The organism is Cohnella thailandensis (assembly GCF_014212135.1).
GTDB lineage: Bacteria > Bacillota > Bacilli > Paenibacillales > Paenibacillaceae > Cohnella > Cohnella thailandensis.
Genome location: NZ_JACJVQ010000033.1, coordinates 1 through 20,826 on the forward strand (window position 1 = coordinate 1; position 20,826 = coordinate 20,826).

The 20,826-nt window shown below is 56.8% G+C and carries 23 protein-coding genes; 3 read left to right on the forward strand and 20 right to left on the reverse strand.

Annotated elements, in window-relative coordinates:
- Nucleotides 1-274: 274 nt before the first annotated feature.
- Together H7B67_RS30330 and H7B67_RS30335 are read right to left on the reverse strand one after the other, a co-directional pair.
- The gene (locus H7B67_RS30330) at nt 275-1,099 is read right to left on the reverse strand and encodes a hypothetical protein (RefSeq protein ID WP_185123659.1); all 825 of its coding nucleotides are present in this window, start codon (nt 1,097-1,099) and stop codon (nt 275-277) included.
- A gap of 256 nt (nt 1,100-1,355) precedes the next feature.
- Nucleotides 1,356-2,243 carry a nucleotidyltransferase-like protein gene (locus H7B67_RS30335; RefSeq protein WP_185123660.1) on the reverse strand — a complete coding sequence of 296 codons (888 nt, stop codon included), beginning with the start codon at nt 2,241-2,243 and terminating at the stop codon, nt 1,356-1,358.
- 166 nt (nt 2,244-2,409) lie between these two features.
- On the opposite strand from H7B67_RS30335, the gene H7B67_RS30340 reads away from it, so the two are divergent.
- Nucleotides 2,410-2,775 (forward strand): YgzB family protein, encoded by a 366-nt coding sequence (locus H7B67_RS30340; RefSeq protein ID WP_185123661.1) that lies wholly within the window; start codon nt 2,410-2,412, stop codon nt 2,773-2,775.
- A 311-nt stretch (nt 2,776-3,086) separates the two neighbouring features.
- On the forward strand, nt 3,087-3,740 hold the full coding sequence (locus H7B67_RS30345; RefSeq protein ID WP_185123662.1) for a FusB/FusC family EF-G-binding protein: 654 nt from the start codon (nt 3,087-3,089) through the stop codon (nt 3,738-3,740).
- Between the two features lie 206 nt (nt 3,741-3,946).
- Here the strand turns inward: H7B67_RS30345 and H7B67_RS30350 are convergent, their stop codons facing one another.
- The 8 genes from H7B67_RS30350 to gatC form a co-directional block, all read right to left on the reverse strand.
- Nucleotides 3,947-5,677 carry a glycosyl hydrolase family 18 protein gene (locus H7B67_RS30350; RefSeq protein WP_185123688.1) on the reverse strand — a complete coding sequence of 577 codons (1,731 nt, stop codon included), beginning with the start codon at nt 5,675-5,677 and terminating at the stop codon, nt 3,947-3,949.
- Nucleotides 5,678-5,809: 132 nt separating this feature from the next.
- On the reverse strand, nt 5,810-6,241 hold the full coding sequence (locus tag H7B67_RS30355) for a Fur family transcriptional regulator (protein WP_185123663.1): 432 nt from the start codon (nt 6,239-6,241) through the stop codon (nt 5,810-5,812).
- Nucleotides 6,242-6,365: 124 nt separating this feature from the next.
- Entirely contained in the window at nt 6,366-7,079 is a 714-nt protein-coding gene (locus H7B67_RS30360) for a hypothetical protein (RefSeq protein WP_185123664.1), read from the reverse strand.
- Nucleotides 7,080-7,109: 30 nt separating this feature from the next.
- Nucleotides 7,110-7,808, reverse strand: a complete 699-nt coding sequence (locus H7B67_RS30365) for an MgtC/SapB family protein (RefSeq protein ID WP_185123665.1) — start codon at nt 7,806-7,808, stop codon at nt 7,110-7,112.
- 87 nt (nt 7,809-7,895) lie between these two features.
- Entirely contained in the window at nt 7,896-8,360 is a 465-nt protein-coding gene (locus H7B67_RS30370; protein ID WP_185123666.1) for a GNAT family N-acetyltransferase, read from the reverse strand.
- A gap of 73 nt (nt 8,361-8,433) precedes the next feature.
- Nucleotides 8,434-9,876, reverse strand: a complete 1,443-nt coding sequence (gene gatB / locus H7B67_RS30375; protein ID WP_185123667.1) for an Asp-tRNA(Asn)/Glu-tRNA(Gln) amidotransferase subunit GatB — start codon at nt 9,874-9,876, stop codon at nt 8,434-8,436.
- A 21-nt stretch (nt 9,877-9,897) separates the two neighbouring features.
- Nucleotides 9,898-11,349 (reverse strand): Asp-tRNA(Asn)/Glu-tRNA(Gln) amidotransferase subunit GatA, encoded by a 1,452-nt coding sequence (gene gatA / locus H7B67_RS30380; protein ID WP_185123668.1) that lies wholly within the window; start codon nt 11,347-11,349, stop codon nt 9,898-9,900.
- 23 nt (nt 11,350-11,372) lie between these two features.
- Nucleotides 11,373-11,660 (reverse strand): Asp-tRNA(Asn)/Glu-tRNA(Gln) amidotransferase subunit GatC, encoded by a 288-nt coding sequence (gene gatC, locus H7B67_RS30385; protein ID WP_185123669.1) that lies wholly within the window; start codon nt 11,658-11,660, stop codon nt 11,373-11,375.
- Between the two features lie 205 nt (nt 11,661-11,865).
- Between gatC and H7B67_RS30390 the strand changes: the two genes are divergently transcribed.
- Entirely contained in the window at nt 11,866-12,963 is a 1,098-nt protein-coding gene (locus H7B67_RS30390; RefSeq protein ID WP_185123670.1) for an EAL domain-containing protein, read from the forward strand.
- 98 nt (nt 12,964-13,061) lie between these two features.
- Here H7B67_RS30390 and H7B67_RS30395 read toward each other — a convergent pair whose 3' ends face one another.
- The 10 genes from H7B67_RS30395 to H7B67_RS30440 all read right to left on the reverse strand — a co-directional run bounded on the left by H7B67_RS30395 (nt 13,062) and on the right by H7B67_RS30440 (nt 20,823).
- Complete coding sequence (locus H7B67_RS30395) at nt 13,062-13,436, reverse strand: ATPase (protein WP_185123671.1); 375 nt, start codon at nt 13,434-13,436, stop codon at nt 13,062-13,064.
- Nucleotides 13,437-13,561: 125 nt separating this feature from the next.
- On the reverse strand, nt 13,562-14,653 hold the full coding sequence (locus H7B67_RS30400) for an FAD-dependent monooxygenase (protein ID WP_185123672.1): 1,092 nt from the start codon (nt 14,651-14,653) through the stop codon (nt 13,562-13,564).
- An 88-nt stretch (nt 14,654-14,741) separates the two neighbouring features.
- A complete protein-coding gene (locus H7B67_RS30405; RefSeq protein WP_185123673.1) occupies nt 14,742-15,485 on the reverse strand; it encodes a GTP cyclohydrolase II in 744 nt (247 codons plus the stop codon).
- A 296-nt stretch (nt 15,486-15,781) separates the two neighbouring features.
- Nucleotides 15,782-16,978 (reverse strand): M24 family metallopeptidase, encoded by a 1,197-nt coding sequence (locus H7B67_RS30410; RefSeq protein WP_185123674.1) that lies wholly within the window; start codon nt 16,976-16,978, stop codon nt 15,782-15,784.
- A 587-nt stretch (nt 16,979-17,565) separates the two neighbouring features.
- A complete protein-coding gene (locus H7B67_RS30415; RefSeq protein WP_185123675.1) occupies nt 17,566-18,048 on the reverse strand; it encodes a hypothetical protein in 483 nt (160 codons plus the stop codon).
- A 46-nt stretch (nt 18,049-18,094) separates the two neighbouring features.
- Entirely contained in the window at nt 18,095-18,517 is a 423-nt protein-coding gene (locus H7B67_RS30420) for a hypothetical protein (RefSeq protein WP_185123676.1), read from the reverse strand.
- A complete protein-coding gene (locus H7B67_RS30425) occupies nt 18,514-18,660 on the reverse strand; it encodes a hypothetical protein (protein ID WP_185123677.1) in 147 nt (48 codons plus the stop codon). The genes H7B67_RS30420 and H7B67_RS30425 overlap by 4 nt, the downstream gene beginning before the upstream one ends.
- A gap of 112 nt (nt 18,661-18,772) precedes the next feature.
- Nucleotides 18,773-18,922, reverse strand: coding sequence for a hypothetical protein (locus tag H7B67_RS30430; protein ID WP_185123678.1), 150 nt, complete (start codon nt 18,920-18,922; stop codon nt 18,773-18,775).
- Between the two features lie 62 nt (nt 18,923-18,984).
- Nucleotides 18,985-19,875 carry a hypothetical protein gene (locus H7B67_RS30435; protein WP_185123679.1) on the reverse strand — a complete coding sequence of 297 codons (891 nt, stop codon included), beginning with the start codon at nt 19,873-19,875 and terminating at the stop codon, nt 18,985-18,987.
- Between the two features lie 15 nt (nt 19,876-19,890).
- On the reverse strand, nt 19,891-20,823 hold the full coding sequence (locus tag H7B67_RS30440) for a type II secretion system F family protein (protein WP_185123680.1): 933 nt from the start codon (nt 20,821-20,823) through the stop codon (nt 19,891-19,893).
- Between the last annotated feature and the right edge of the window lie 3 nt (nt 20,824-20,826).

Genomic DNA, 20,826 nt, shown 5'->3' on the forward strand with positions numbered 1-20,826 from the left:
CCTGCTCGACTGTATTTCATTACGCTCGATGTTCAGTTTTCAAGGAACAAGTTTGTTTCTTTTTGTCGTTCGCTTTTCAGCGGCGACTTTTATAATATACCACAGTACGCTAGGCGTTTGCAACAGGTAATTTCTTCCTTGCCGCTATCGCCTCATCGGCGACTTGCCTGCGACCTGCTTCGTGCTTGCCGTTCGCGCTTGCTCTTGCGGCGGCGAGAATTAATTTAACACAGATGCAATGCGCTCGTCAACGCTATTATTAAAGAAGTAATTTTCAGTTTTCTCCGGGCTCCCGGCCGATCTCGATCATCTGAACGCCTTCGTTCAAAGTAGCCGCGTATAGGAGAGCGCCCTTTACCGCGATATCCGTAACGGGCGAACCGAGGCTTACCGATACGGCCATCCATTGGCGGCGAAGTTCCCCCAATCGATACAATCCCCGATCCGTGCACAAATATACGCCGCCCTGCGCTTGAACGATTTTGAAGATAAACATTCCTTCAAACCTTATTCTCTCAAAGCCGCCTCTGCCGTTCCCGGCTGCCAGCTCCCCATTCTCCGTAATTCCGAGGAGACGCCCTTGGAACGAACCCAAGCTTAGGATCCGGGAACCGAGAGCGAACTGCTCCCAGGAGCACGTAAAGCGGTCGTACATAGCGATTCCCCAATCCATCGCCAGATAGATAAAGTTCGGCGTATAAAGGAAATCATATACGGCATGACCGGAGAACGCCGTGTTCTTCCAGCCCCTTGCCGTATGGCACCACAAGCCGTGCTCCGTCGCCGCGAAAGTCAGGCCGCCCGATTCCTTGTATTGATAACAATTGATCGGCATTTTTTCCGGAGTCCAGATTTCGTTCTTCAAGCGAAAAAGCCCTTCGTCCGTGCAGGCGAACAACCGATCGGATTGCCGCTGCAGCCGATTGATATGTGCGTTCTCCGGAAGCCCTGACGCGCAGCTGTCCCATCCGCCCGCCTCGTTCGCTTTCCAGACGTTGCGCCCGGCCGGAGCGGTAAAGATCGTATTATCTTCAAGGACGGCAATGGACGAGAAGTGGAAGAGCACTTTCCCGCCTTGCGGCCTCTGATCTTTGAACATGAAGTCATCTCCTATGGCTCTTGCATTTCACTCTGCTCTATCGTGATAATGAGAATCGTTATCATGATTATACGTTCTTGCCCCCGATCTTTCAATCCTCCATACAAGCAAAACCGCATTCGTCTCCCTTAAACGTCGATGAAGCTTTGCGGCGGTTACTCAGAAATGAATAAGCGTGCAACTTAATAATTCTGAATAACTAAAAATAGAACAAGGTTATTCCCCTCGGCATCGGCCCGGAAAATAACCCTGTTCCTTAATCCCCATAGGCGGGGGCGTAGCGGACCTCCATTACTCCGAGTCCCGTCTCCCGCTGCGACTTCACCGTCTCGCGAAGATAGCCTTTCATGACCAGCTTCTGAAGAACGAGCGACAGGTCCACTTGAAGGCCGTCCAGCTCCGGATGGTTCTGAAGCTCCGGCATGCTCCAAGGCTCGGGCCGGCTGGAGATAATCCTTAGCAGAAGCGCGCAGGATGTCCTCATCTTCGTGAGAACCGAGAACTCGCAGGCGAGCAGAACGAGCTGGATTCGCTGCTCAAGCGTCTCCGAGCTTGTCGTAAGCTCCTCATAAAGCTTATAGATACCGGGATTGACCCGCCTCATCTGGACCCAGACGGTAAGCTCCGGATGCATTCCTTCTTCGATTAGCGAGATGTCGGCCCAATGATGGAGCGCGGATAAAATATTGCTATACGCGTCCAGGAGCTGCCCGTTCTTCAAATCCTCTTTGGCTTGCAGATAGGTCCTCGTAAACTTGGTGAATTCGCGCAAAATTTTGCGTTCCTTCAGCTCGGCGGGCCAGACGGTCAACCTTCTGCGGAGATCCTCCAGATACCCGTTGCGGTCCAGAAGAACGTCGCCCTCCAGGATCCATTGGACGACTCCTTTATGCTCGCCGCTGGTGATCCACTTCTCCATCCCGTCAAGCGTAATTCGATTGACCTGAATTCGGGTTTCTCCCCACATCCAATGCTCCACCTCGCGCTGGGGCGGCTTGTTGAACACGGCAACGACCAGTCGGTCCATCCCGGCGATCAATCCTCCGTAAGAATAGGGATTGATGACGAGCAGCAGACTCTCCAAGCCTTCTTCCCGGCCGAACAGATCCATATAAAACAACCCGCTTGTATCCAGCCTGCTCAAGAGTGTCGCCTCCCCGCGCGAGAAATACCGCTTTCAACGAATGAAGGAGAAAGTGGTCTGTACGCATTTTGTAGGATATAATGGAATTCATGCGTAAAATTCTTATTCTACAGAGCAACTCCGGTTTCCTGCCGGATGCCGAATATGAAGACGGGAGCCATCTCATATGAAATTCAGAGCGAGCAAGATATCGACGATGCGGACATGGGGACTGCTCCTCGTGTTCGGCGGCATGGGACTCATGGTGTTCGGGACAAGCGGAATCCTGCTGTTCGGCCAAGTCGGCAAAATCATCGCGGGTATCTTCATGGTATTCGGACTGCTGGCCTGCGCGGCGAGCATGATCATTTACTTCTGGGTGGGCATGCTGTCCACGAGCGCGCCGGTCATCGAGTGTCCGGAATGCGGGAAAAGAACGAAGATGCTCGGCAAAACGGACCGGTGCATGTACTGCCACACGATTCTCACCTGGGACCCTGCCGAAGCGACGACCGGAGTGCCGGCCGAAGAGCAAACGCTGTCTCATTCCTAAAACGCCGTCAAGTAACGAAAAGAGCCGCTTCTCCCGGAGACAAATCGGGGGAAGCGGCTCCGTTTTTATTTGCCCGGCCGGTTGACGCTCCTTTATAATGGTTTATGCAAAGGAGGTCGGTACGGATGGCAAATCACATTGCCGGGACTGGCAACGACTCGTGCAAAGCCTGATAAAGGGGCGATACTTTGCATGGGGCGGACGATAGCTTGAAAGTGGACCGAATCGCCCGAAGAAGAGGATATCGTTTCTAATAATGGGCTTTGCACCTTATGGAGATTTATCAAATTCCAATAAGGGGCTGTAAAGACATGAACCAACCATTTATTAGAAACCACCAATATAACCTGATCAAGAAACAAATCAGGCTGCTTCAGCAAACCTGCCAAACGGTATACGACCCGAAGGTCGTGAAGTCGGTAAGGGAAAACGCGCAGGCGAGAATCGCCGAGGCGTTCCCGGAGGCAATCGGGCCTCAGACGGAGATTTTGGAAGCCTTCCTGCGTTACGACTCGGAGGAGCAATTCCGGGACTACCTTCTCTCGCTCGAGCCTTACCTAGAGGAATTCCCCCGAACGACGGAAGCGCAGCTCAAGAAGCTGTTCCCGAAGGTCAAGAAGCTAAAGCTGCCCGACCTGTCCGCCATCGACTTCCGATACGTCACGTACTTGGGATGGCTCGACATCGCGACGAACAAGCAGTTTCTCGCGTATCCGCTCGGCGGCAAGCTTGTCGGCGTCGAAGGGAGATTCACCCCGACCCACAAGAAGGGCACGTGCTTCGTCTGCAAGAAGCAGGAGGAAGTCGCCTTGTTCACGGCCGTCACGAAGTCGAAGCCGGCTAACGCTTCGCCCGATTATTACAAGGCGATAGGCAACTACTTGTGCGTGAACGGCGAAGCCTGCAACCGGAATATAACGGAGCTCGCCGCGCTGGAGAATTTCGTATCCGACATTATCAAGTGAACAGATCCCCCAAAAGTGACGCTAAGCTCTGCAGCGTATTCCGATTACTTTTGGGGGAGCCCCCGGTTAATAATCCCCCAAAAGTGACGCTAAGCTCTGCAGCGTATTCCGATTACTTTTGGGGGAGCCCCCGGATAAACAAAAGGCGACGTTAGGGAGTTGAACTCCCTGCGTCGCCTTTTTATACGCCAGCTTGGACTTGCTCGTCACGGCCGGGATTGCAGCGCCTTGTCCAAGGCCGCCCAGATATCCGCGCTCTCGAACCCTCTCCGCCAGCTGGCCGCTCCCGCCAAGTTGTACTTCTTGACGAGCTCCGCCCTCTTCGCGATGGAGGAGGCGTCTTCGATCCAGATTTTTTTGGTCGCGCCGTCTTCCTTGAATTCCACGTAGTTCTGACCGGTGTCCGCGGACAGCTTCGGAGTCAGCTTTTTCTCGGCGATCAATTCCTTCACGGAATCCATGCTCATCGTCTTCGAGGAGACCTTCGTCTCTCCGCCCGAAGTCGTCTCCGTCCAGATTCTCGTGTAGTACGGCATGCCCAGAATCAGCTTGCCGGCCGGTATGCCGTCCTCCTCGAGCAGCCGAACGATCGATTGCTCCGACCAAGGAAGCGAAGCGACGGAGCCCGCGACAGGACTGGAAGCCCAGTGCTCGTCATAGGCCATCAGGATGAGAAAATCCGCCGCCTCCGCAAGCCTAGGGCGATCAAGGAACAAGGACCAATACTCGCTGTTCGACTTAGGCGTTACGTCGACGGACAGCACCAAATTCTGTTCGTGGGCCAGCGGAGCCAACTCGCGAACGAATTGAACGAAGTTGTCCTTGTCCGACGTCTCGACGTTCTCGAAGTCCAGATTGATCCCGTTCAGCTTGAAGGTCTTCGCATACGCGAGCAGCTGCTGAATCATCGTAATGCGGGTCTCGTAGGTGGCAAGCGCATCGGTCGTCGGTTCCGGCTCGAACCCGTTGCTGAACAGCGCCCACACTTGAATTCCTTTATTTCTAGCCCAACTGGAGTAGCTCGCATCGGCTTTGCTGATGATTTGCCCCGAACCGTCCTTCAGCTCGAACCAGGTCGGACTGACGACGTTGACTCCGGTCAGCTCTCCGATCTTGCTCGTATCGGGATTCGCCGTGTAGACAGGCTCCCAGGTCAGGTTGATCCTCTCGCCCGTCACTTTCCAAGCGACAAAGGGCTCCTCCTCCGCGGAGCCCGCGGAGGGCGTACGCCGGATCTCGCCCAGCACGACATTCGACTTCGCGGCGTAGCCGAGAAAGCCTTCCGCCGATTGGAGCTTATACCAGCCGTCCTCTTCCCCCCATACCGTCACGGTCGTGCCTGCGGCTAAATCTTCGATGATGGGAAAAGACTTGTCCGGCCCGCTTCGCAGCTTGGCTCCCTTCTTCGAAGACGCCGGCACCTCGGCTGTCTGGATCGATTGGTCCGGCATCTGCAGGGTCACGATTCCGGAAGTCGCCGCTTCGACGGCTTGTATGCCGAATAGTTGTTTAAGCGGCGCGAACGGCAAATACAGTTCCCCGTCCTGCTCCTTCGCGGCGAAGCTAAGAGTGAAAGGCTTCCGGTTCATCGTCGCGTCGAGCTCCCCCGCCTTAAAGTGAAGCACGGCCTTGTCGGTCGTTAGAATGATCGATTTCGAATCTTCCTCGTAACGCACTCCATCGCCCAGCAGCTTCTCCGCCACCTTCAGAGGGATCAGAAGGCCTTCGCCCTGTCCTATCGCCCCCATCTCGCTCCATTCCCCGTCCAGCATGATAGGGTGCGGAAGAGATCGATATTCCGGCGTCTCATGGGCGGTATTCGGCCGCTCGGAGATCCACCAGTAGAGGATGGCCGCCGCTATGGCAGCCATAATAAATAAGAATGCAAGAATCGGGCCCTGCCGCCTTCGCGGACGGCGCCGGCCGGTCATCGCCATCGTGTTCAACCGCACACTCTCCTTCTCTCTAGATCTATAAATTAAACGAATGCGAGACTCGCAAAGTTCCAAATAAAAACGCGAGAAGGCTTGAACCTCTCGCGCGCTATTCTAATGATATGGGATTCGCCTTCAGGATTGCATCTTGGCGCATGTCGGACAAAGTCCGTAAATCTCCATCCGGTGTCCATGAACGACGAAGCCGGTCAGCTTCCGCGCCGCGTCCTCCACTTCCCTCACGGGCTCGTGCTCGAAATCGACCATCGTCCCGCAATTGGTGCAGATGGCGTGATAATGATCGGACAGATCCGCGTCGAAGCGACTGGAGTTGTCCCCGTACGTCAATTCCCTAACCAGACCGGCGTCTACGAACAGCTTCAAGTTGTTGTAGACAGTTGCCACGCTCAAGCTCGGATATTGGGGGGACAGCGCCCGATAAATGTCATCCGCTTTCGGATGAACGTGAGATTCCATCAGAAATTGCAGTATGGCATACCTCTGCGGCGTCATCCGGACCCCTCCGGATTTGAGCTGGTCCACGGCATGATGAACCCTGGAATCCATGCTCTTCACAGCCTTTCCTACTAGTTAACCTAATTTTAATGGTTTATTTTCAGAATTGTCAATGGAAGCGCAACGCCAACGCCCGAAAATACTTTCCTTCATGAGGGGAAAAGGACGAACGACGTCAGTCCTTCTTCTGGGAATGTCCCCTGCGATCCCAGAACCAAACGAGAGCTCCCAATCCGATCAAGATGACCGCCCCGGCCACCGAGCCGATGGAATGAGGCAATCGATCGCTCCAATCCGAACGGGAAGACTGGAAAAGGATGAACCCGGCGATCACGAGCAGAACGATGCCCGCGACGGGAACCTGATGAACCTCCTTGCCCCTTTGGTTATAGGGGTGATCCTGCCACGGCTGAGGCCCTGTCGGTCCGGTTGGTCCGGCCGGTCCGTTTGTGCCCATCGGACCGGAGGATCCGAAAGGACCGAAGGACCGATATCCTGCGGCACGCTGTTCATTCACCATCTCCGTGCACTGCATGACGCTGAACAAGTTATAGAAATACAGGATCGGCACCATGAGGCTGAGCAGCACGATAATCAATACATTGCTATCATATTCGTTCTCGATGGCGAAATAAACGATTCCGCAAATATTTAATGCCAGCATCAACATAATGTAAATGCCCTTGGACATTAAACCGAGATACATATGGCCCGTCCCCGGAACGAAAATCGAGAACAACGCGGCCAGCCACTTTTTCTTAGGTCGATACGAACCCGAGTAGAAGCCTTGGCCGAACCCTTGGGGCGGCATCATCGGCGGATGCGAGTCCTGCTCCCCTCGCTGGAATCCCGGTTCGGGCGGGGTATTCCAATTATCCGGTTGTTTCATTCCGTCAACCTCCATTTTACCTATCGTTTATTATTCCACGGACACGGATGTCACGCCCGCCATTCGCCGAAGCTCCTCCGCGATCGGCAGGGCCAGCTCCGTGCGGGACAGTCTCACGCTCATTCTCATTCGGATGCTCGCGACCGAGTGGATTCCTTCGACCAGCTCGTCGAAGTGAATTCGCAAGATCTTGGCTTCCCTCTGGCGGAAAATCATCTCGATCTGCTCCGTCGCTACCAGGTCGGAATCCACGGTCAAAGTAAAGAGATGCTCTTTCATCAGGTTTACGTATCTTTTTTCCACGATGTTCAGTCCCCATAGAACGAGAAGCACGAGGAGAACCGAGATGACCGCAGGGAAGTAAAAACCCGCTCCGACGGCCAAGCCGATCGCCATCACGACCCAGAGAGACGCGGCGGTCGTCAGCCCCGTAATGGACTTGCCGGTGAACATGATCGTCCCGGCGCCCAAGAAGCCGATTCCCGTAATCGCTTGCGCGGCCAAACGCGCCGGGTCCCGATTGACGTTAGGCTGCCCGATGAAGTCCGTAAACCCGTAAATGGACAGTATCATGATCAAAGACGAGCCCAGGCAAACGAGGATATGCGTCCGAAGGCCGGCCGCATGGTTCTTGCGCTCGCGCTCGAAGCCGATCAAGCCGCCAAGAATCACGGATAGAATCAAACGCAGAACGAGATGCCAGTTATCAATCGACCAGGGATCTTCCATCCGCTTTTCAGCTCCAGTTTGAATTTTATCATACCGATTTTCCAAGCAACAATGGCTTGCCGACGGGGAGCAAGCCTAGACTCGAGACTAGGAGCTTTCTTCCAGCCGCATGAGCAGCAAGGTGATATCCTCGCGCGGCTTCAGCGTATCGATCGCCCGGAAGCCCGCTTTCTCGTACAAGGCTATAGCGGGCTTATTGCGGATCTCCGCCGTCAAGAGCCACGTCTTCTCTTCAGGATACGCGGCGAGCGCGTGTTTCAGCAGTCGCGATCCAACTCCTCTCCGGAAGGCGTTCGGATGCACCATTAGCTTGCTGATCGTGTTTTCATGTTCTCCTTCTTCGACGGCGACGGCGCCGACAAGCTCATTCGACTCGTCCCTTGCGCCGAATACGACGTCGGAAGATCCCCGCAGCATATCGATCGTATCGTGAAGCGGAGGAAGATCGGTCACTCCGATCAGCTGCGCTTCGATTCGATACGCCGAGTGTTGAAGGCTCCATAGCTCCTCCGCCGCGTTTCGATCGCTCAATTGCAGCCGTTCTATTCTCATGAGACAGTCTCCTTTACCGGATGGTAAACGGAAGCGGCTTCCCCGGATGCAGGGCCGCCGCTTCTTCGTGTGGTTATGATTTCAAACGATCCATCAGCATCTTGTTCACGAGCCCCGGATTCGCTTTGCCCTTCGTTTCCTTCATGATCTGCCCGACAAGGAAGCCGATCGCCTTATCCTTGCCGCCGCGGAAGTCCTCGACCGACTGCGGGTTGGCCGCGATCACCTTGTCGACGATGGCCAGGATCGCGCCTTCGTCGCTGATCTGCACGAGGCCCTGCTCTTCGACGATCGTTTGAGGAGCCTTGCCGGTCTCGATCATCGTCTTGAAGACGGTCTTGGCGATCTTGGAGCTGATCGTCCCCTTCTCGATGAGGCCGATCATCTCGCCGAGCCCTTGGCCGGTCACCTTCGCCTGGTCGAGCTCCAGGCCGTTCGAGTTCAGGTAGCCGAGCAGATCGCCCATGATCCAATTCGCGGAAGCCTTCGCGTCGCTCGTGTACTTCAGGCTCTCCTCGAAGAAGTCCGCAAGCTTCATCGAAGCGGTCAGCACGCCCGCGTCGTAGGACGGCAAGCCGTACTGCTCGGTATACCGGGCTTGACGCGCGTCCGGCAGCTCCGGAATGGAGGCGCGGACCCGGCTCTGCCATTCCTGGTCGATGTGCAGGCGAACGAGGTCCGGATCCGGGAAGTAGCGGTAATCGTGGGCTTCTTCCTTGCCGCGCATGCTGAACGTCTTGCCTTGGGATTCGTCCCATCTTCTCGTCTCTTGAACGACTTCCCCGCCGCTTTCAAGAATTTCCGCCTGGCGGATTTGCTCGTACTCGAGGCCGCGCTGGACGCCGCGGAACGAGTTCATGTTCTTCAGCTCCGCGCGGGTGCCGAACTTCTCCTGCCCGTGCGGACGAAGGCTGATGTTCGCGTCGCAGCGCATCGAGCCTTCCTCCATCTTCACGTCGGAGACGTCGCAATAAAGCATGATGGCGCGCAGCTTCTCCAGATAAGCCTTCGCTTCTTCCGGAGAGCGGATGTCCGGCTCGGAGACGATCTCGACGAGCGGCGTTCCGACGCGGTTGAAGTCGACGAGGGAGCCTAGCCCGCCGTCGATATGGGTCAGCTTGCCGGCATCCTCCTCCAAGTGGAGGCGGGTGATGCCGATTCTTTTCGTCTTGCCGTTCACTTCGATATCGATCCATCCGCCCGCTCCGATCGGCTGATCGTATTGGGAGATCTGATAAGCCTTGGGAGAGTCCGGATAGAAGTAGTTCTTGCGGTCGAACTTGCACCACTCGGCGATCTCGCAATTCAGCGCCATGGCGGCCTTCATCGCGTATTCGACCGCTTGGCGGTTCAGCACCGGCAGAACGCCGGGGTGTCCCAGGCAGACGGGACAGGTATGCGTATTCGGCGGCGCCCCGAAGGACGTCGAGCAGCCGCAGAAGATCTTCGACTTCGTGTGCAGCTCGACGTGGACCTCCAGACCGACTACCGTTTCATATGGGGCCAGGATGGACATGTGTGCTCCTCCTCAATTCAATTACAGCGCGGCGCGCAGCTTGTGATGATCGGTCGATTCCTCGTAGGCGTGCGCCGCCCGAAGCACGGTGGCTTCGTCGAACGGCTTGCCGATGATTTGCAGGCCGACAGGCATTCCGTCCGCCAATCCGCACGGAACGCTGATGGCCGGAACGCCGGCCAAGCTCACCGGAATGGTGCAAATATCGTTCAGGTACATCGTCAGAGGGTCGCCGACTTGGGCGCCGATCGGGAACGCGACCGTCGGAGCGGTCGGCCCGACGATGATATCGTACTTCTCGAACGCCTGGTCGAAGTCCTGTTTGATAAGCGTGCGAACCTGCTGGGCCTTCTTGTAGTAGGCATCATAGTATCCGGAGCTGAGCGCGTACGTGCCGAGCATGATCCGGCGCTTGACCTCGGGACCGAAGCCTTCGCTGCGGGAACGGCGGTACAGATCGATCAGGTTGTCCGGATTCTCGGCTCTTACGCCGTAGCGAACGCCGTCGAAACGCGCCAGGTTGGAGGATGCTTCGGAAGAAGCCAGCAAATAATAAGTCGCGATGGCGTAATCCGTATGCGGAAGGGAAATTTCCTCCCAGACGGCGCCGAGCGATTCGAACTGCTTCAGGGCTTCCATCACGCGCTGCTTGACCTGCGGATCGATGCCCTCGCCCAGGTATTCCTTAGGCACGCCGATCCGAAGACCCTTCACGTCTCCCGTCAGCTGCGACAGATAGTCGGGAATTTCGACGTTCGCGGACGTCGAATCGCGTTGGTCGTGGCCCGCGATCGCTTGCAGCACGACGGCCGCGTCCTCGACGTTCTTCGTGATCGGACCGATCTGGTCCAGCGAGGAGGCGAAGGCGACAAGGCCGTAACGGGAGACAAGCCCGTAGGTCGGCTTCAGGCCGACGACGCCGCAGTAAGCGGCCGGCTGACGAATCGAGCCGCCCGTGTCGGAGCCGAGGGCATAATAGACTTGACCGGCCGCCACGGCCGCCGCCGAGCCGCCGCTCGAGCCGCCGGGCACGCGGCTTAGGTCCCACGGGTTGCGGGTAACCTTGAACGCCGAATTCTCGTTCGAGCCGCCCATCGCGAATTCGTCCATGTTCAGCTTGCCGATAATGACAGACTGGGCTTCGCGCAGCTTGGAGACGGCCGTCCCGTCATAGATCGGATTGTAATTGGACAGAAATTGGCTGGCGCACGTCGTTCTCAAGCCTTCCGTCACCATATTGTCTTTGACGCCGACGGGAAGCCCGTACAGGATTCCGCGTTCGGCGGAAGCGTTATCGTCGAGCTTGCGCGCCTCCAGGCGAGCCGCTTCTTCATTCAGAGTAAGGAACGACCCGATGCGTTCGTCGGTCTCGCCGATCCGCTTGAACGACGCGTCGACCAGCTCGGAGACGGACAGGTCTTTATGGTGAAGGCGGTTATGTACTTCCGACAACCGCAGATCAAACAACGACAAAATAATTCCTCCCTATTGATGTCTTATTCCAGAACGGCCGGCACCTTGAACTGCCCGTCCTCTTCGTCCGGCGCGTTAAGCAGCACCTTCTCGATCGGCAGCGATTCGGCGACCTTGTCCTCGCGCATGACGTTATACATCGGACGGACATGGCTCGTGGGCTCGATGCCGTCGGTATTCAGCTCGTTAAGCTTCTCCGCGTATTTCAGAATCGCGTTCAATTGGCCGGTGAACTGTTCCTTCTCGGCTTCCGTAAGCTCGAGGCGGGCCAGGTTCGCGACGTGTTCGACGTCCTTGACCGTAATGCTCATGCTAAGTATTTCCTCCCCGGGTTCTTTGTCCAATCATTCTAATTATTATATCGAACAAGCGGGTTTAACTCAATGATCCCTATGATACGCAAGGATACGCGCCCATTTGCCGGCGGAAGGCGCCGCCCCGTTATTTCTTCGGTTCATTCGCGCTCCTCTTGGGTAATAATACGGATAATGCCTTTAGACTTAGGAGGAGATCGCCATGCCCCGATATCACGTACGCAACCGCCATATTCCGCTTCGCGACGAAGGGCTGCTGGAGCTGGCCTCCGACGACCTCGGGGCCCGGGCGCTCCTGGACGAGCTCGTCGGCCCGCCCCGGGATCCGGGCGATTGTCCCGTCTGGTCCGTTCCCTTCTCGAAGGAGAGCGCCTTCCTTCGCTTGATCAACGAGCTGCAGCGCAAGACGAGCGGACAAGCTCCTCTCTCCTTGCGATGCCGCATTATATACGACGACGAAGCGGACTCGGAGACGGCGCTTCATTCCGAAAGCGCCGCTCCGCAAGAGCCGGAGGACGAAGGATGGCTGCCGATCGAATTCCTGTTCGCGGGAGTCGGACGGGACCGAATCGTCGATCTCATCGCGAACAAGAGGTTCACCAGCCATATGCAGCCCGTCGTCCAGCCGAACGGAACCCCGATCGGCTACGAGTTTCTGCTGCGCCCTCTGCCCGAGCAAGCTCCGTTTCGGCCGGCCGAGCTATTCGAAGCCGCCCGGGAGTCCGGACTCCATTCCTTCCTGGACAGGGAAGCAAGACTGTCGGCCATCCGACTGGCCTCCAGTCATCTGCCGCAGGGAATCAAGAAATTCATCAACTTTCTTCCTTCCTCGCTGTACCGTCCGGCCTCCTGTCTGGAAGACACGTTCCGATCCATTAAAGAGTACGGGATGGACCCCCGGGATTTCGTCTTCGAGGTGGTGGAGACCGAGCGTCTCGATAACAAGAAGCATCTGCTGGACGTCTTCGAAGCTTATCGCGGCGAAGGAATTCGTCTCGCCATGGATGACGTCGGGGAGAAATACGCGACCCTCGACGTAATGGAGACGCTTCAGCCCGACTACGTCAAGCTGGATCGCAAGTGGGTTTCGGGCTGCCATCGCGATACGGAGAAGATGCGGCATATCGATGATATTCTGGAACGAGTCTCCCGCTTCCACGGCGTCGTCCTCGCGGAGGGAGTCGAGGACGAAGGAGAATGGCAATATCTTCGCCGCGCAGGCATCCCCTTGCTGCAGGGCTACCTGTTCGGCCGTCCTTCTCCCGTCCCCGTGCCGGCCGCCGTCGGCATCGGACGCTGACCGCAGCGCATGGCGATCCTAAAGAAAACACCCGAACAGTCCGCCAAAATCGCGTTCTGCCCGGGTGTTCTTTTTCAAACCCTATACGGTCCGTTCGCTTAGATCCAAGCCTTCAAATTGACTTGGCGAATGAAGTCCTCGCGAGACTGCACTTCCTTCTCGTTCTCCGGCTCGGCCGCCTCGTCCCCGTTCATGATCCGTCGGAACAGCTCCTCGTTGCGAGTCGCCAAAGCGAAATCGATCAAGGCCTCGCGCTCGATCCGGTCCGCTTCCTGGCTTAGTAGAGTCTCTTCGAGCTCGACGTCCTCGCCGGAAACGTAGAATTGGCGATTCGCCTTGGGAATTCGAACGATATATTCAAATACGCTGTCCGTATTGCGGTCGTAAGCGATGATATAGCCGTATTCTCCGACGGGAAGATTCTGTTCGTAGCGGTCGCCGACAACGATAATTTTCTCTCCCAGCTTTAGCATCGTGTTTCCCCTTCCCTTGTGCTGCGGTTTTGCTTCTATCCTACTAAAGATTAGGAATAGAATGCAAATAAGGAATGAAATTTTACGAGATTCCTAGCGAGAATGAACGACTAAATACCTAGATCTTAGCGAAAATGACTCGAGTAGGCGTTCTCCTTCTCCTGTTGAAGCCGGTGAAAAAGATTGATCTCCTCGCGGCGCCGCCGTTCGAATTCCCTTAAGGACTCGGCTCCGGCCGGTCCGCTTAGATCCGTCCGGAGCAGCAGCTCGGCCAGAACGTCCGCGTCCTTGAGCGCGCAGTTAATTCCGAAAGCCCCGGTTGGACTCATTGTATGCGCGGCATCCCCCATAATGACAATTCCGTCTTGCGCCCACGTCTCGCTGTAGCTGCTGTATACTTTGAGCAAGGTGAAGTCGGACCAGGATACGATGCGCTTGCGGATGGTCTCCTCCAGGTCGGGATACTCTTCGACGAATCTCCTCAGGAACGGTTCGATCGGCCCCTTCCGAAGCGCGGGATACGAGTCCTCCGGGATATTCCAGCCGATCTGAATAAAGCCTCCCGTTTGCGTGAACAAGGAGATCGGCTGATCCCCGGAGAGCGCGTTGCGAATGACCGGCTCCCAACCCTCCGGCTGGGGAACCTTCGCCCACAGCAGGTCGAAGCCGTGCTTCCTAACCGTCGAAGCAATGCCCGCCCGCTGGCGGATAACGGAATGGCGTCCGTCGGCCCCGACGACAACCGAGCTTGCGATCGTGATCTCCTCTCCGTTCTTTATGGCCTTGATCCCGATCGTTCGCCCTTCCGAGTCGCGTCGCAATTCCTTGGCGCACGTGCCCATGAGCAATCGGAAGGACGGCAGCGGCTTCGCCTGGCCTAGGATCGCTCCAAGAAGGCTTCGCTGAGGAACGTGGATGCTCATATGGGCTTCGCCCGCTTCCGGGTCGGGCAGCAGCACCTCTCTCGCTTCGCCTCGCTGCCAATACTCCACTCTCTTCATGGGCAGAAGCCCTTCTTGGGCGACTTTGTCGAACAATCCGTGCCGGACCAGAATCTCTTCTCCGTCCGCCGTAAGATGCTCTCCCCGGAATTCTTTGTCGATGCGGGCGTGCCGTTCGACCAGAACGACGGATACGCTGCGTTTAGCGAGCAGATAGCCTAGCAGAGCTCCTGCGGGACCTCCTCCGACGATACAGACGTCCGCCTGAACAAGCATGCCGACTTTCCCGCCTCTCTGTGATGTTCTCTTCGATGTCTGAAAGCTTCTAGGTGCCTGTCCCGCCCAAGAGAGCCGTCTCTAAGATTTATGCCATGGCTCTGGTTTCCTGCGGAATATGCCCGGACTTCGCCACCTTGGTCGCCAGGTAAAAACGATTGTAATCCGAAATGTCTCCCCAGAGCGGAAGGTGTCCCTCCGCCGCAAGTCCGCTTTTCTTCAAGGAAGCGAGCTTGCGGGGGTTGTTCGTGATCAGCGTGACCGGACGGGAACGCAGCGTCTCCAGCACGCGAATCGGCTGCTCGTAAGAGCGGCTGTCGTCCTCGAAGCCGAGAGCCTCGTTCGCTTCGACCGTGTCCAGTCCTTCTTGCTGCAGAAGGTAAGCCAGCGACTTGGAGAAAAGGCCGATTCCGCGCCCTTCGTGGTGAGCCAGGTAGAAGAGAGCGCCGCTGCCGTGCTCGGCGATCATCCGAAGAGATTGGCGAAGCTGGTACCCGCAGTCGCAGCGCTTGCTTCCGAAGATGTCGCCGGTATGGCAAATGCTATGCATTCGGACCAGAGCCTCCGGAGAATGCTCGAAATCCCCGTAAACGAGAACGGAGGATTGCTGAAGGTCCGCCAGATTCATCGTCTTAAGCGAATCCAGGACGGACTCCGGAGTCGCTTCCGGATCCTTGGATTCCAGCCATGTATACCACTTGAATTCCGCTACGCGATCCCCCATTTGGATCGGAAGCTTGACCGGACCGACCAAAATCAGATTGTGGAGGCCGGGATTTTGAATAAGAGTCATTTTATCCATTAAGATGCGTTTGATGTCTGTAGAAATCATGTAGGATCACCTGCAATCGTTGGTCTAGGATACGAAAGTCGCTCTCCCCGGTCTATCGCCCGCCGGAATGGGATTCGGCAGCGAAAGAGCGAGGGGAGTATCGATAATGTAGATTCATAACCACTTACATAATGTAAGTTAGTGTACATTCATTATGAGCTTATGTCAAGGGCAGTCGGCGAAAATACCAAGTAACTCGCTCTGCTTATATTCGTTTGGATCATAGACAAATAAGCCCAGTCTAACAGGCAGACCGGGCATCGTCCTCGCTTGGCAAGTCTGTTTTGGCATGCATTCTAGAGTGCGTACAGCTTCTCCGGGCTGACGGTTAGCGTATCGAAGCCATCCACGGTAATGAGATACGTATTCTCGATGCCGACGACGCCGATTCCCGGAAAAGTAAACTTCGGTTCGATGGCGAGCACCATTCCGGGTTCGAGCGGTTCGTTGAAGCCTCGGGCGAGCACCGGCCATTCGTCGACCTCAAGACCGATGCCGTGACCGAGAAACTTCACCTGATCGGCTCCGAATCCCATGAAATGATCGGCAAGGCCGCTCGCCTTCGCTTCATCGAGCGCCGCTTGATAAAGCTTCTCCGGAAGCTCTCCGGGGCGGAGCATCCGCTCGATCTTGCGTATGATGGCTGCGGATACCTCATACGCCCGGAGCTGAGGCTTCGGCATCTCGCCGATGACGGCCGTACGGGTTTGATCGATCGTATAGCCGTCCACGCAGCAGCCGATATCGAGCAGGATCGGCTCTCCTCTTCGAATCGGCCTCGCGGAAGAGCTCTGCGGAGCCGAAGCTCCGAGGCCAAGGCCTCCCGCCGGTCCGTCGAAGTAGGTCGGGACCGCGGCCGCTTCCCCGGCGGCGACGACTCCGGTCATGATCTCCTGATTGTATCCTCTCATGCGCATAAGGCCGATATGGCCTTGCCGGCGCATGGAATTCTCGATGATCGCCATAAGCTCAAGCTCGGTCATGCCTTCTTTTAGTTGCTGCAATCCTTCCTCGAGAGCGTCGGCGGCGATTCTGGCCGCTCGCCGGATGGCGGCAACCTCCGAGGCCGTCTTCATGCTTCGGGTCTTGCGCATGATCGAGGAAGCGTCCTTCCACATGGCCGAGGGAACGGCATCCTGCAGCCGCAAAAACAGCTGGGCGGGCAGGACGTCCAGGTCGGCCCCGATGGCGGGAGCTCCCGCCGCGAACGTCTCCGGGTAATCCGCGGCCAGCTTCGCTCCGAATTGCCGGAAGCTGCCGAGCTCGACCGTTCGCACGCCGGCCTCCTTCAAGGCACGTACCAAGCTTTTCTTGACATAGTATGTAGATTCTCCGCTTCGCGGAATGAACAAATAGCCGCTTTGCATGGAGCCTGTCCAGTAATACAATCCCACGTTCTGGGTCACCAGGCAGCCGTCCATGTTCTCTTGCTCCATGTAGGCTTGCAAACGAGCTCTCCGGCCCGCCAACTCTTCGCGCTGAATCTCGTCCATCTCTCCGTCTCCTTCGTTCATGGGACTGTCCTTTGATTACAGCAGAGATGGGAGCGCAAAGTCAACTCGGCTGGAAAAGAGAGCGATAATAGGGCGGAGAAAACTTCGTTGTTGGCAAAATGCGTTCGGCGGAAATCGGATTAGGGAGAGTTGGGGAATTCGGAAGGGTTGAAGATGGGAGAGCGACGTTGGGGCGCGGTTGGGAGAGCGGCGGTCAGGCAGAGTCGCGGTTGGGGAGAGTCGACGAAGGTTGATAGAGATTTATATCGGCTAACCGATTCTCCGTAGGGGCAGTTGAGAGCCAGATAGTCGAAAATATCGACTAACGTCCCTTCCGAAGCGGCTGATTAGAGCGAGATAGTCGAAAATATCGACTAACGTCCCTTCCGAAGCGGCTGATTAGAGCGAGATAGTCGAAAATATCGACTAACGTCTCTTCCGAAGCGGCTGATGAGTTCGAGATCGTCGAAAATATCGACTAACGTCCCTTCCGTACATTGGCGAACATGCGGAGCAATGTGCGAAATGCTTGCGGTAAGAAGCACCATACATCGGCGCGCCGCCGAGAAGCAAGCCGAGCTCCCTACCTAATAAACCAACTCCGCCGCTCCCTTCAGCTCCCACTCGATCGGGGGAAGCGCCGCGAAGACTCTCGGGTAGACGATGTTCACGATAAGCACGACCCCGGGACGGCGAAAAGCGACCTCGTAATCGTACTGCTCGTTCCGGTAAACGTACGGGAACGGCTTCGTCTCGTCGACGATGTCCAACACCTTCACCTCGACGGCGTCCCTAAGGTAACCGTCCGCGCGAGGCGTCAGGTCCGGCTCCAGCCTCAGGTTCTCGCGAAGGTACAGCCTGGCCGCGGCTACCGCTTCTTCGCTATCGATGGCCAACACGCCGAGCTCCAGCTTCTCGTCGTCCAACTGCTGGGCGGCGGCATGGGCGGCGCGGTCAACCGCTCTTTTGCCCTCATGAACGACGGACAAGGCCAGTTCCTCGTCCAGTTGCACCGCTTGGAGAAACCACCAAAGGGTCAGCATAAGGACGACAAAAACGAGCTTGTGCATAAAGCCTCCCGTTAATAGGCCGTCAACCTCCTCTATGGAAAGGAGGTCACGGCACGTATTCGCTCATCTTCATTCCGCTTGCCGAGAGAAAGGCATCGTCGTCCGGTTCTATTCCGATGAGCCGGTCGATGTTCAGCAAGCCATCGTAAGGATAACGAATGATCAGCTTGATGCCCTCGCCTCGGGCAAGAGGCATCGAGGCATTGCCGGCCTCCGCGCCGGACGCGGAGCCGACCTCATATTCCAGCTTGTCCGGCTCGAAGCCGCTCTCCTCAAGTCTCGCCATCGACTCCGCGATCAGAGCCTCGTCGATATAACCGTAGCGGCCGCTTGCCCCGACCTCCAGCAAATAATCGGCTTCCTGCTGTAGCAGCGCTTGCCGGAGAACGAGCACATGCTTGTAGACCGGCGAGAACATCAGCCAGCAGAACATGCCGGAGAACAACAGGAAGACAAGGATCTGCTTCATGGACTGATCCGCGAGATTCCGTCCGACATTCTTGTCGCGGACCCCTGCAGCCTGGATTCGGCTCCGTCATCTCCCGCGTTGAAGCCGAGGTACAGCGTGACGACCGTCGCGATCAAGAGAACGGTCATTAAGATTTGCCTCATGGCTCTCGCCTCCTCCTTCGCATTAAACCCGATTCCGCCGGCTAAGAGAGCGAGAGAGATAGGAAGATCGACGCAGGGGTTGCCCTCCTCTCTCAGCCAACGCAAAGACCCATTAAGGCTGAAGATTACCCAGAGTCGTATTCGTCGTCGTCCCTTGCGTCGTGATACGAGCTCTCGTTCCGGTATTGTCTTCCGCGATAATGTTGGTGAACATCAGCGCGACCACGATCAGCATCATGACGGTGATCAGGATATTCCTCATGCACTCACCTCCCTTCGAGAACCGCACCTTCGGCCATTATCATTCCTCGGCCGCGTTATCCTTCAAGAGCCCAGCTTATCGAACAGCTTCTGGGATTCCTGAACCCAGGGATAGATGAAAATTTGAAAGCTGTAGAGAATCGGAATTCCCGCGAGGACGAACAGGAAATACGAGGCCGTCTCCTTGCGCCCCGCCTTGGAGAGCTCGATCTTCGCTTTGTATTCCCGGAGAGTTTCGCGAAGCATCTCGTAGACCGCTTCCCCTTCATTCATGCGAAGCGCCCGGAGCGTCTCCGCGAACCCGTAAGCTTCCCCCGTTCCGATTCTTGTCTTGAACCGATTCAGCGCCAGATCGGCGTCGTGGTACCATTCGTTGAGCAGAAGCTGCATCTCGCTCCGCAGCACTCTCGTGTACGGCAGGCATCTCAGCAGCTTGCCGTGAAGGTGCAGCTTCGAACCTTCGTAGTAGAGCAGCTGGCTGCTGACGACGACGAGCTCCTTGCGAATTCGGTCGGTTCGGTACTGCTTGTAGGATTCCAGCGCAGCCCTGTCGAACAGCGCGAGAGCCCATAAAGCGCAAGCCGCAAAAAGCGCGTACCATCCATAAACGGCCGGGATAGCCTTGCCTCCTTGCCATTGCGCCAGCAGGGCGAGCGCGGGAAGGAACGCCAGCAAGCTCCTTCTGGAAGCAAGATAAAGCTCCGGTTCGATTCGGATTCCGCAGCCCGCCAGCAGCGTTCTTCTCTCCGACAACGCCGAGCTCTCCGTCAAGCTCCCTGTCAGACGGAGCCACCACTTGGGGACGTTGTCCGCATGAATTCCTCTCCGAGCCGTTCTCCAACGCGGGCGGCGCTCGAACAGCAATCTCAGCACGATCGCGAAGCCGACAGCCCCTATCGCGAGCTGAACGATCCAGCCGATCAGGCCGAACATCCCTTGATCATACGAAGCCATCCGTTTCGCCCCCTCCTACAGTCGTCTCCTGGACAAATAGATTCCCATCAGCAGCGACGCGAACAGCATGACGACCGCATTGAGCAGCATCCCTCTGCCTCCCGCATCCGCCAGGTAGTACCGGTAGCTCGCCTCCGGATTCATGCGGATGTTGATGCCGATGAACAAACCGAAGAAGAGCGCCGGGGAAAAGTTGGCGATACGGATCTCAAGCAGCCGATGACGCTCCTTCTGATCCTCCAATCGGGAGCTGCGCATGTCTCCGATCAGCTCCTTCAGGTTGTCGGCGATGTCGTTGCCCTCGGCGAGCGCGACCCGAAGCATGTTGCAGAAATAATCCGCCCATACGCTCCCGATCGCGAGCGCGAACCGTCGAAGGCTGGCTTCATCGTCCTCGTGGACGCAGAGCTGAAGATACAGCTGCTCGAACACGAGCTGCGCCTCGCCGGCGAGCCTTCTTTCCTCGACGGCGCGCTGCAGCGCGATGCGAACGTGGCTGCGTCCCGTGACGAGGTAGCACTGGTAGAACAGCTCGAGAGCCGGCAAAAAATCCAATCGGACGGCCAGTTGCCGCTTGATCAGCCTCATGCGAAGCAGACTGTAAGGGAGCAAAGCAAGCATCGCGGCTAGCAACACCGTTGAACGGAACGAATGGAAAAGCGCGGCCCCGACTGCTATTCCGGCTATGGCAAGCCCAACGGACAAGAGAGCGAACCCTTCGGCTCGGCTTTTCCATCCGGATGCCGCGAGCAAGTCCGCGAGATGGTCGTAAGGCTTGCCGAAGCGGGAAAGGAACCGTCCCGCGTACCGGCTCCAAACGGGCTCCCGGTTCGAGCGGAGCCGGCGTCTCCTTGCCGCATGATCGGAAAATAAGGCGATTCCCATCCGCAGCAGAGCGTAAAGCAAAACGAACACGGCGAGCAGAAGGAGCGCGGTCTCGATTCCCATTGG

Excerpts from the sequence above, each read along its gene's own strand:
- H7B67_RS30330 (WP_185123659.1), bottom strand. The coding sequence starts at position 1,099 with ATGTTCAAAGATCAGAGGCCGCAAGGCGGGAAAGTGCTCTTCCACTTC.
- H7B67_RS30340 (WP_185123661.1), top strand. The coding sequence starts at position 2,410 with ATGAAATTCAGAGCGAGCAAGATATCGACGATGCGGACATGGGGACTG.
- H7B67_RS30345 (WP_185123662.1), top strand. The coding sequence starts at position 3,087 with ATGAACCAACCATTTATTAGAAACCACCAATATAACCTGATCAAGAAA.
- H7B67_RS30350 (WP_185123688.1), bottom strand. The coding sequence starts at position 5,677 with ATGGCGATGACCGGCCGGCGCCGTCCGCGAAGGCGGCAGGGCCCGATT.
- H7B67_RS30355 (WP_185123663.1), bottom strand. The coding sequence starts at position 6,241 with ATGGATTCCAGGGTTCATCATGCCGTGGACCAGCTCAAATCCGGAGGG.
- H7B67_RS30360 (WP_185123664.1), bottom strand. The coding sequence starts at position 7,079 with ATGAAACAACCGGATAATTGGAATACCCCGCCCGAACCGGGATTCCAG.
- H7B67_RS30365 (WP_185123665.1), bottom strand. The coding sequence starts at position 7,808 with ATGGAAGATCCCTGGTCGATTGATAACTGGCATCTCGTTCTGCGTTTG.
- H7B67_RS30370 (WP_185123666.1), bottom strand. The coding sequence starts at position 8,360 with ATGAGAATAGAACGGCTGCAATTGAGCGATCGAAACGCGGCGGAGGAG.
- gatB (WP_185123667.1), bottom strand. The coding sequence starts at position 9,876 with ATGTCCATCCTGGCCCCATATGAAACGGTAGTCGGTCTGGAGGTCCAC.
- gatC (WP_185123669.1), bottom strand. The coding sequence starts at position 11,660 with ATGAGCATTACGGTCAAGGACGTCGAACACGTCGCGAACCTGGCCCGC.
- H7B67_RS30390 (WP_185123670.1), top strand. The coding sequence starts at position 11,866 with ATGCCCCGATATCACGTACGCAACCGCCATATTCCGCTTCGCGACGAA.
- H7B67_RS30395 (WP_185123671.1), bottom strand. The coding sequence starts at position 13,436 with ATGCTAAAGCTGGGAGAGAAAATTATCGTTGTCGGCGACCGCTACGAA.
- H7B67_RS30400 (WP_185123672.1), bottom strand. The coding sequence starts at position 14,653 with ATGCTTGTTCAGGCGGACGTCTGTATCGTCGGAGGAGGTCCCGCAGGA.
- H7B67_RS30405 (WP_185123673.1), bottom strand. The coding sequence starts at position 15,485 with ATGATTTCTACAGACATCAAACGCATCTTAATGGATAAAATGACTCTT.
- H7B67_RS30410 (WP_185123674.1), bottom strand. The coding sequence starts at position 16,978 with ATGGACGAGATTCAGCGCGAAGAGTTGGCGGGCCGGAGAGCTCGTTTG.
- H7B67_RS30415 (WP_185123675.1), bottom strand. The coding sequence starts at position 18,048 with ATGCACAAGCTCGTTTTTGTCGTCCTTATGCTGACCCTTTGGTGGTTT.
- H7B67_RS30420 (WP_185123676.1), bottom strand. The coding sequence starts at position 18,517 with ATGAAGCAGATCCTTGTCTTCCTGTTGTTCTCCGGCATGTTCTGCTGG.
- H7B67_RS30425 (WP_185123677.1), bottom strand. The coding sequence starts at position 18,660 with ATGAGGCAAATCTTAATGACCGTTCTCTTGATCGCGACGGTCGTCACG.
- H7B67_RS30430 (WP_185123678.1), bottom strand. The coding sequence starts at position 18,922 with ATGAGGAATATCCTGATCACCGTCATGATGCTGATCGTGGTCGCGCTG.
- H7B67_RS30435 (WP_185123679.1), bottom strand. The coding sequence starts at position 19,875 with ATGGCTTCGTATGATCAAGGGATGTTCGGCCTGATCGGCTGGATCGTT.
- H7B67_RS30440 (WP_185123680.1), bottom strand. The coding sequence starts at position 20,823 with ATGGGAATCGAGACCGCGCTCCTTCTGCTCGCCGTGTTCGTTTTGCTT.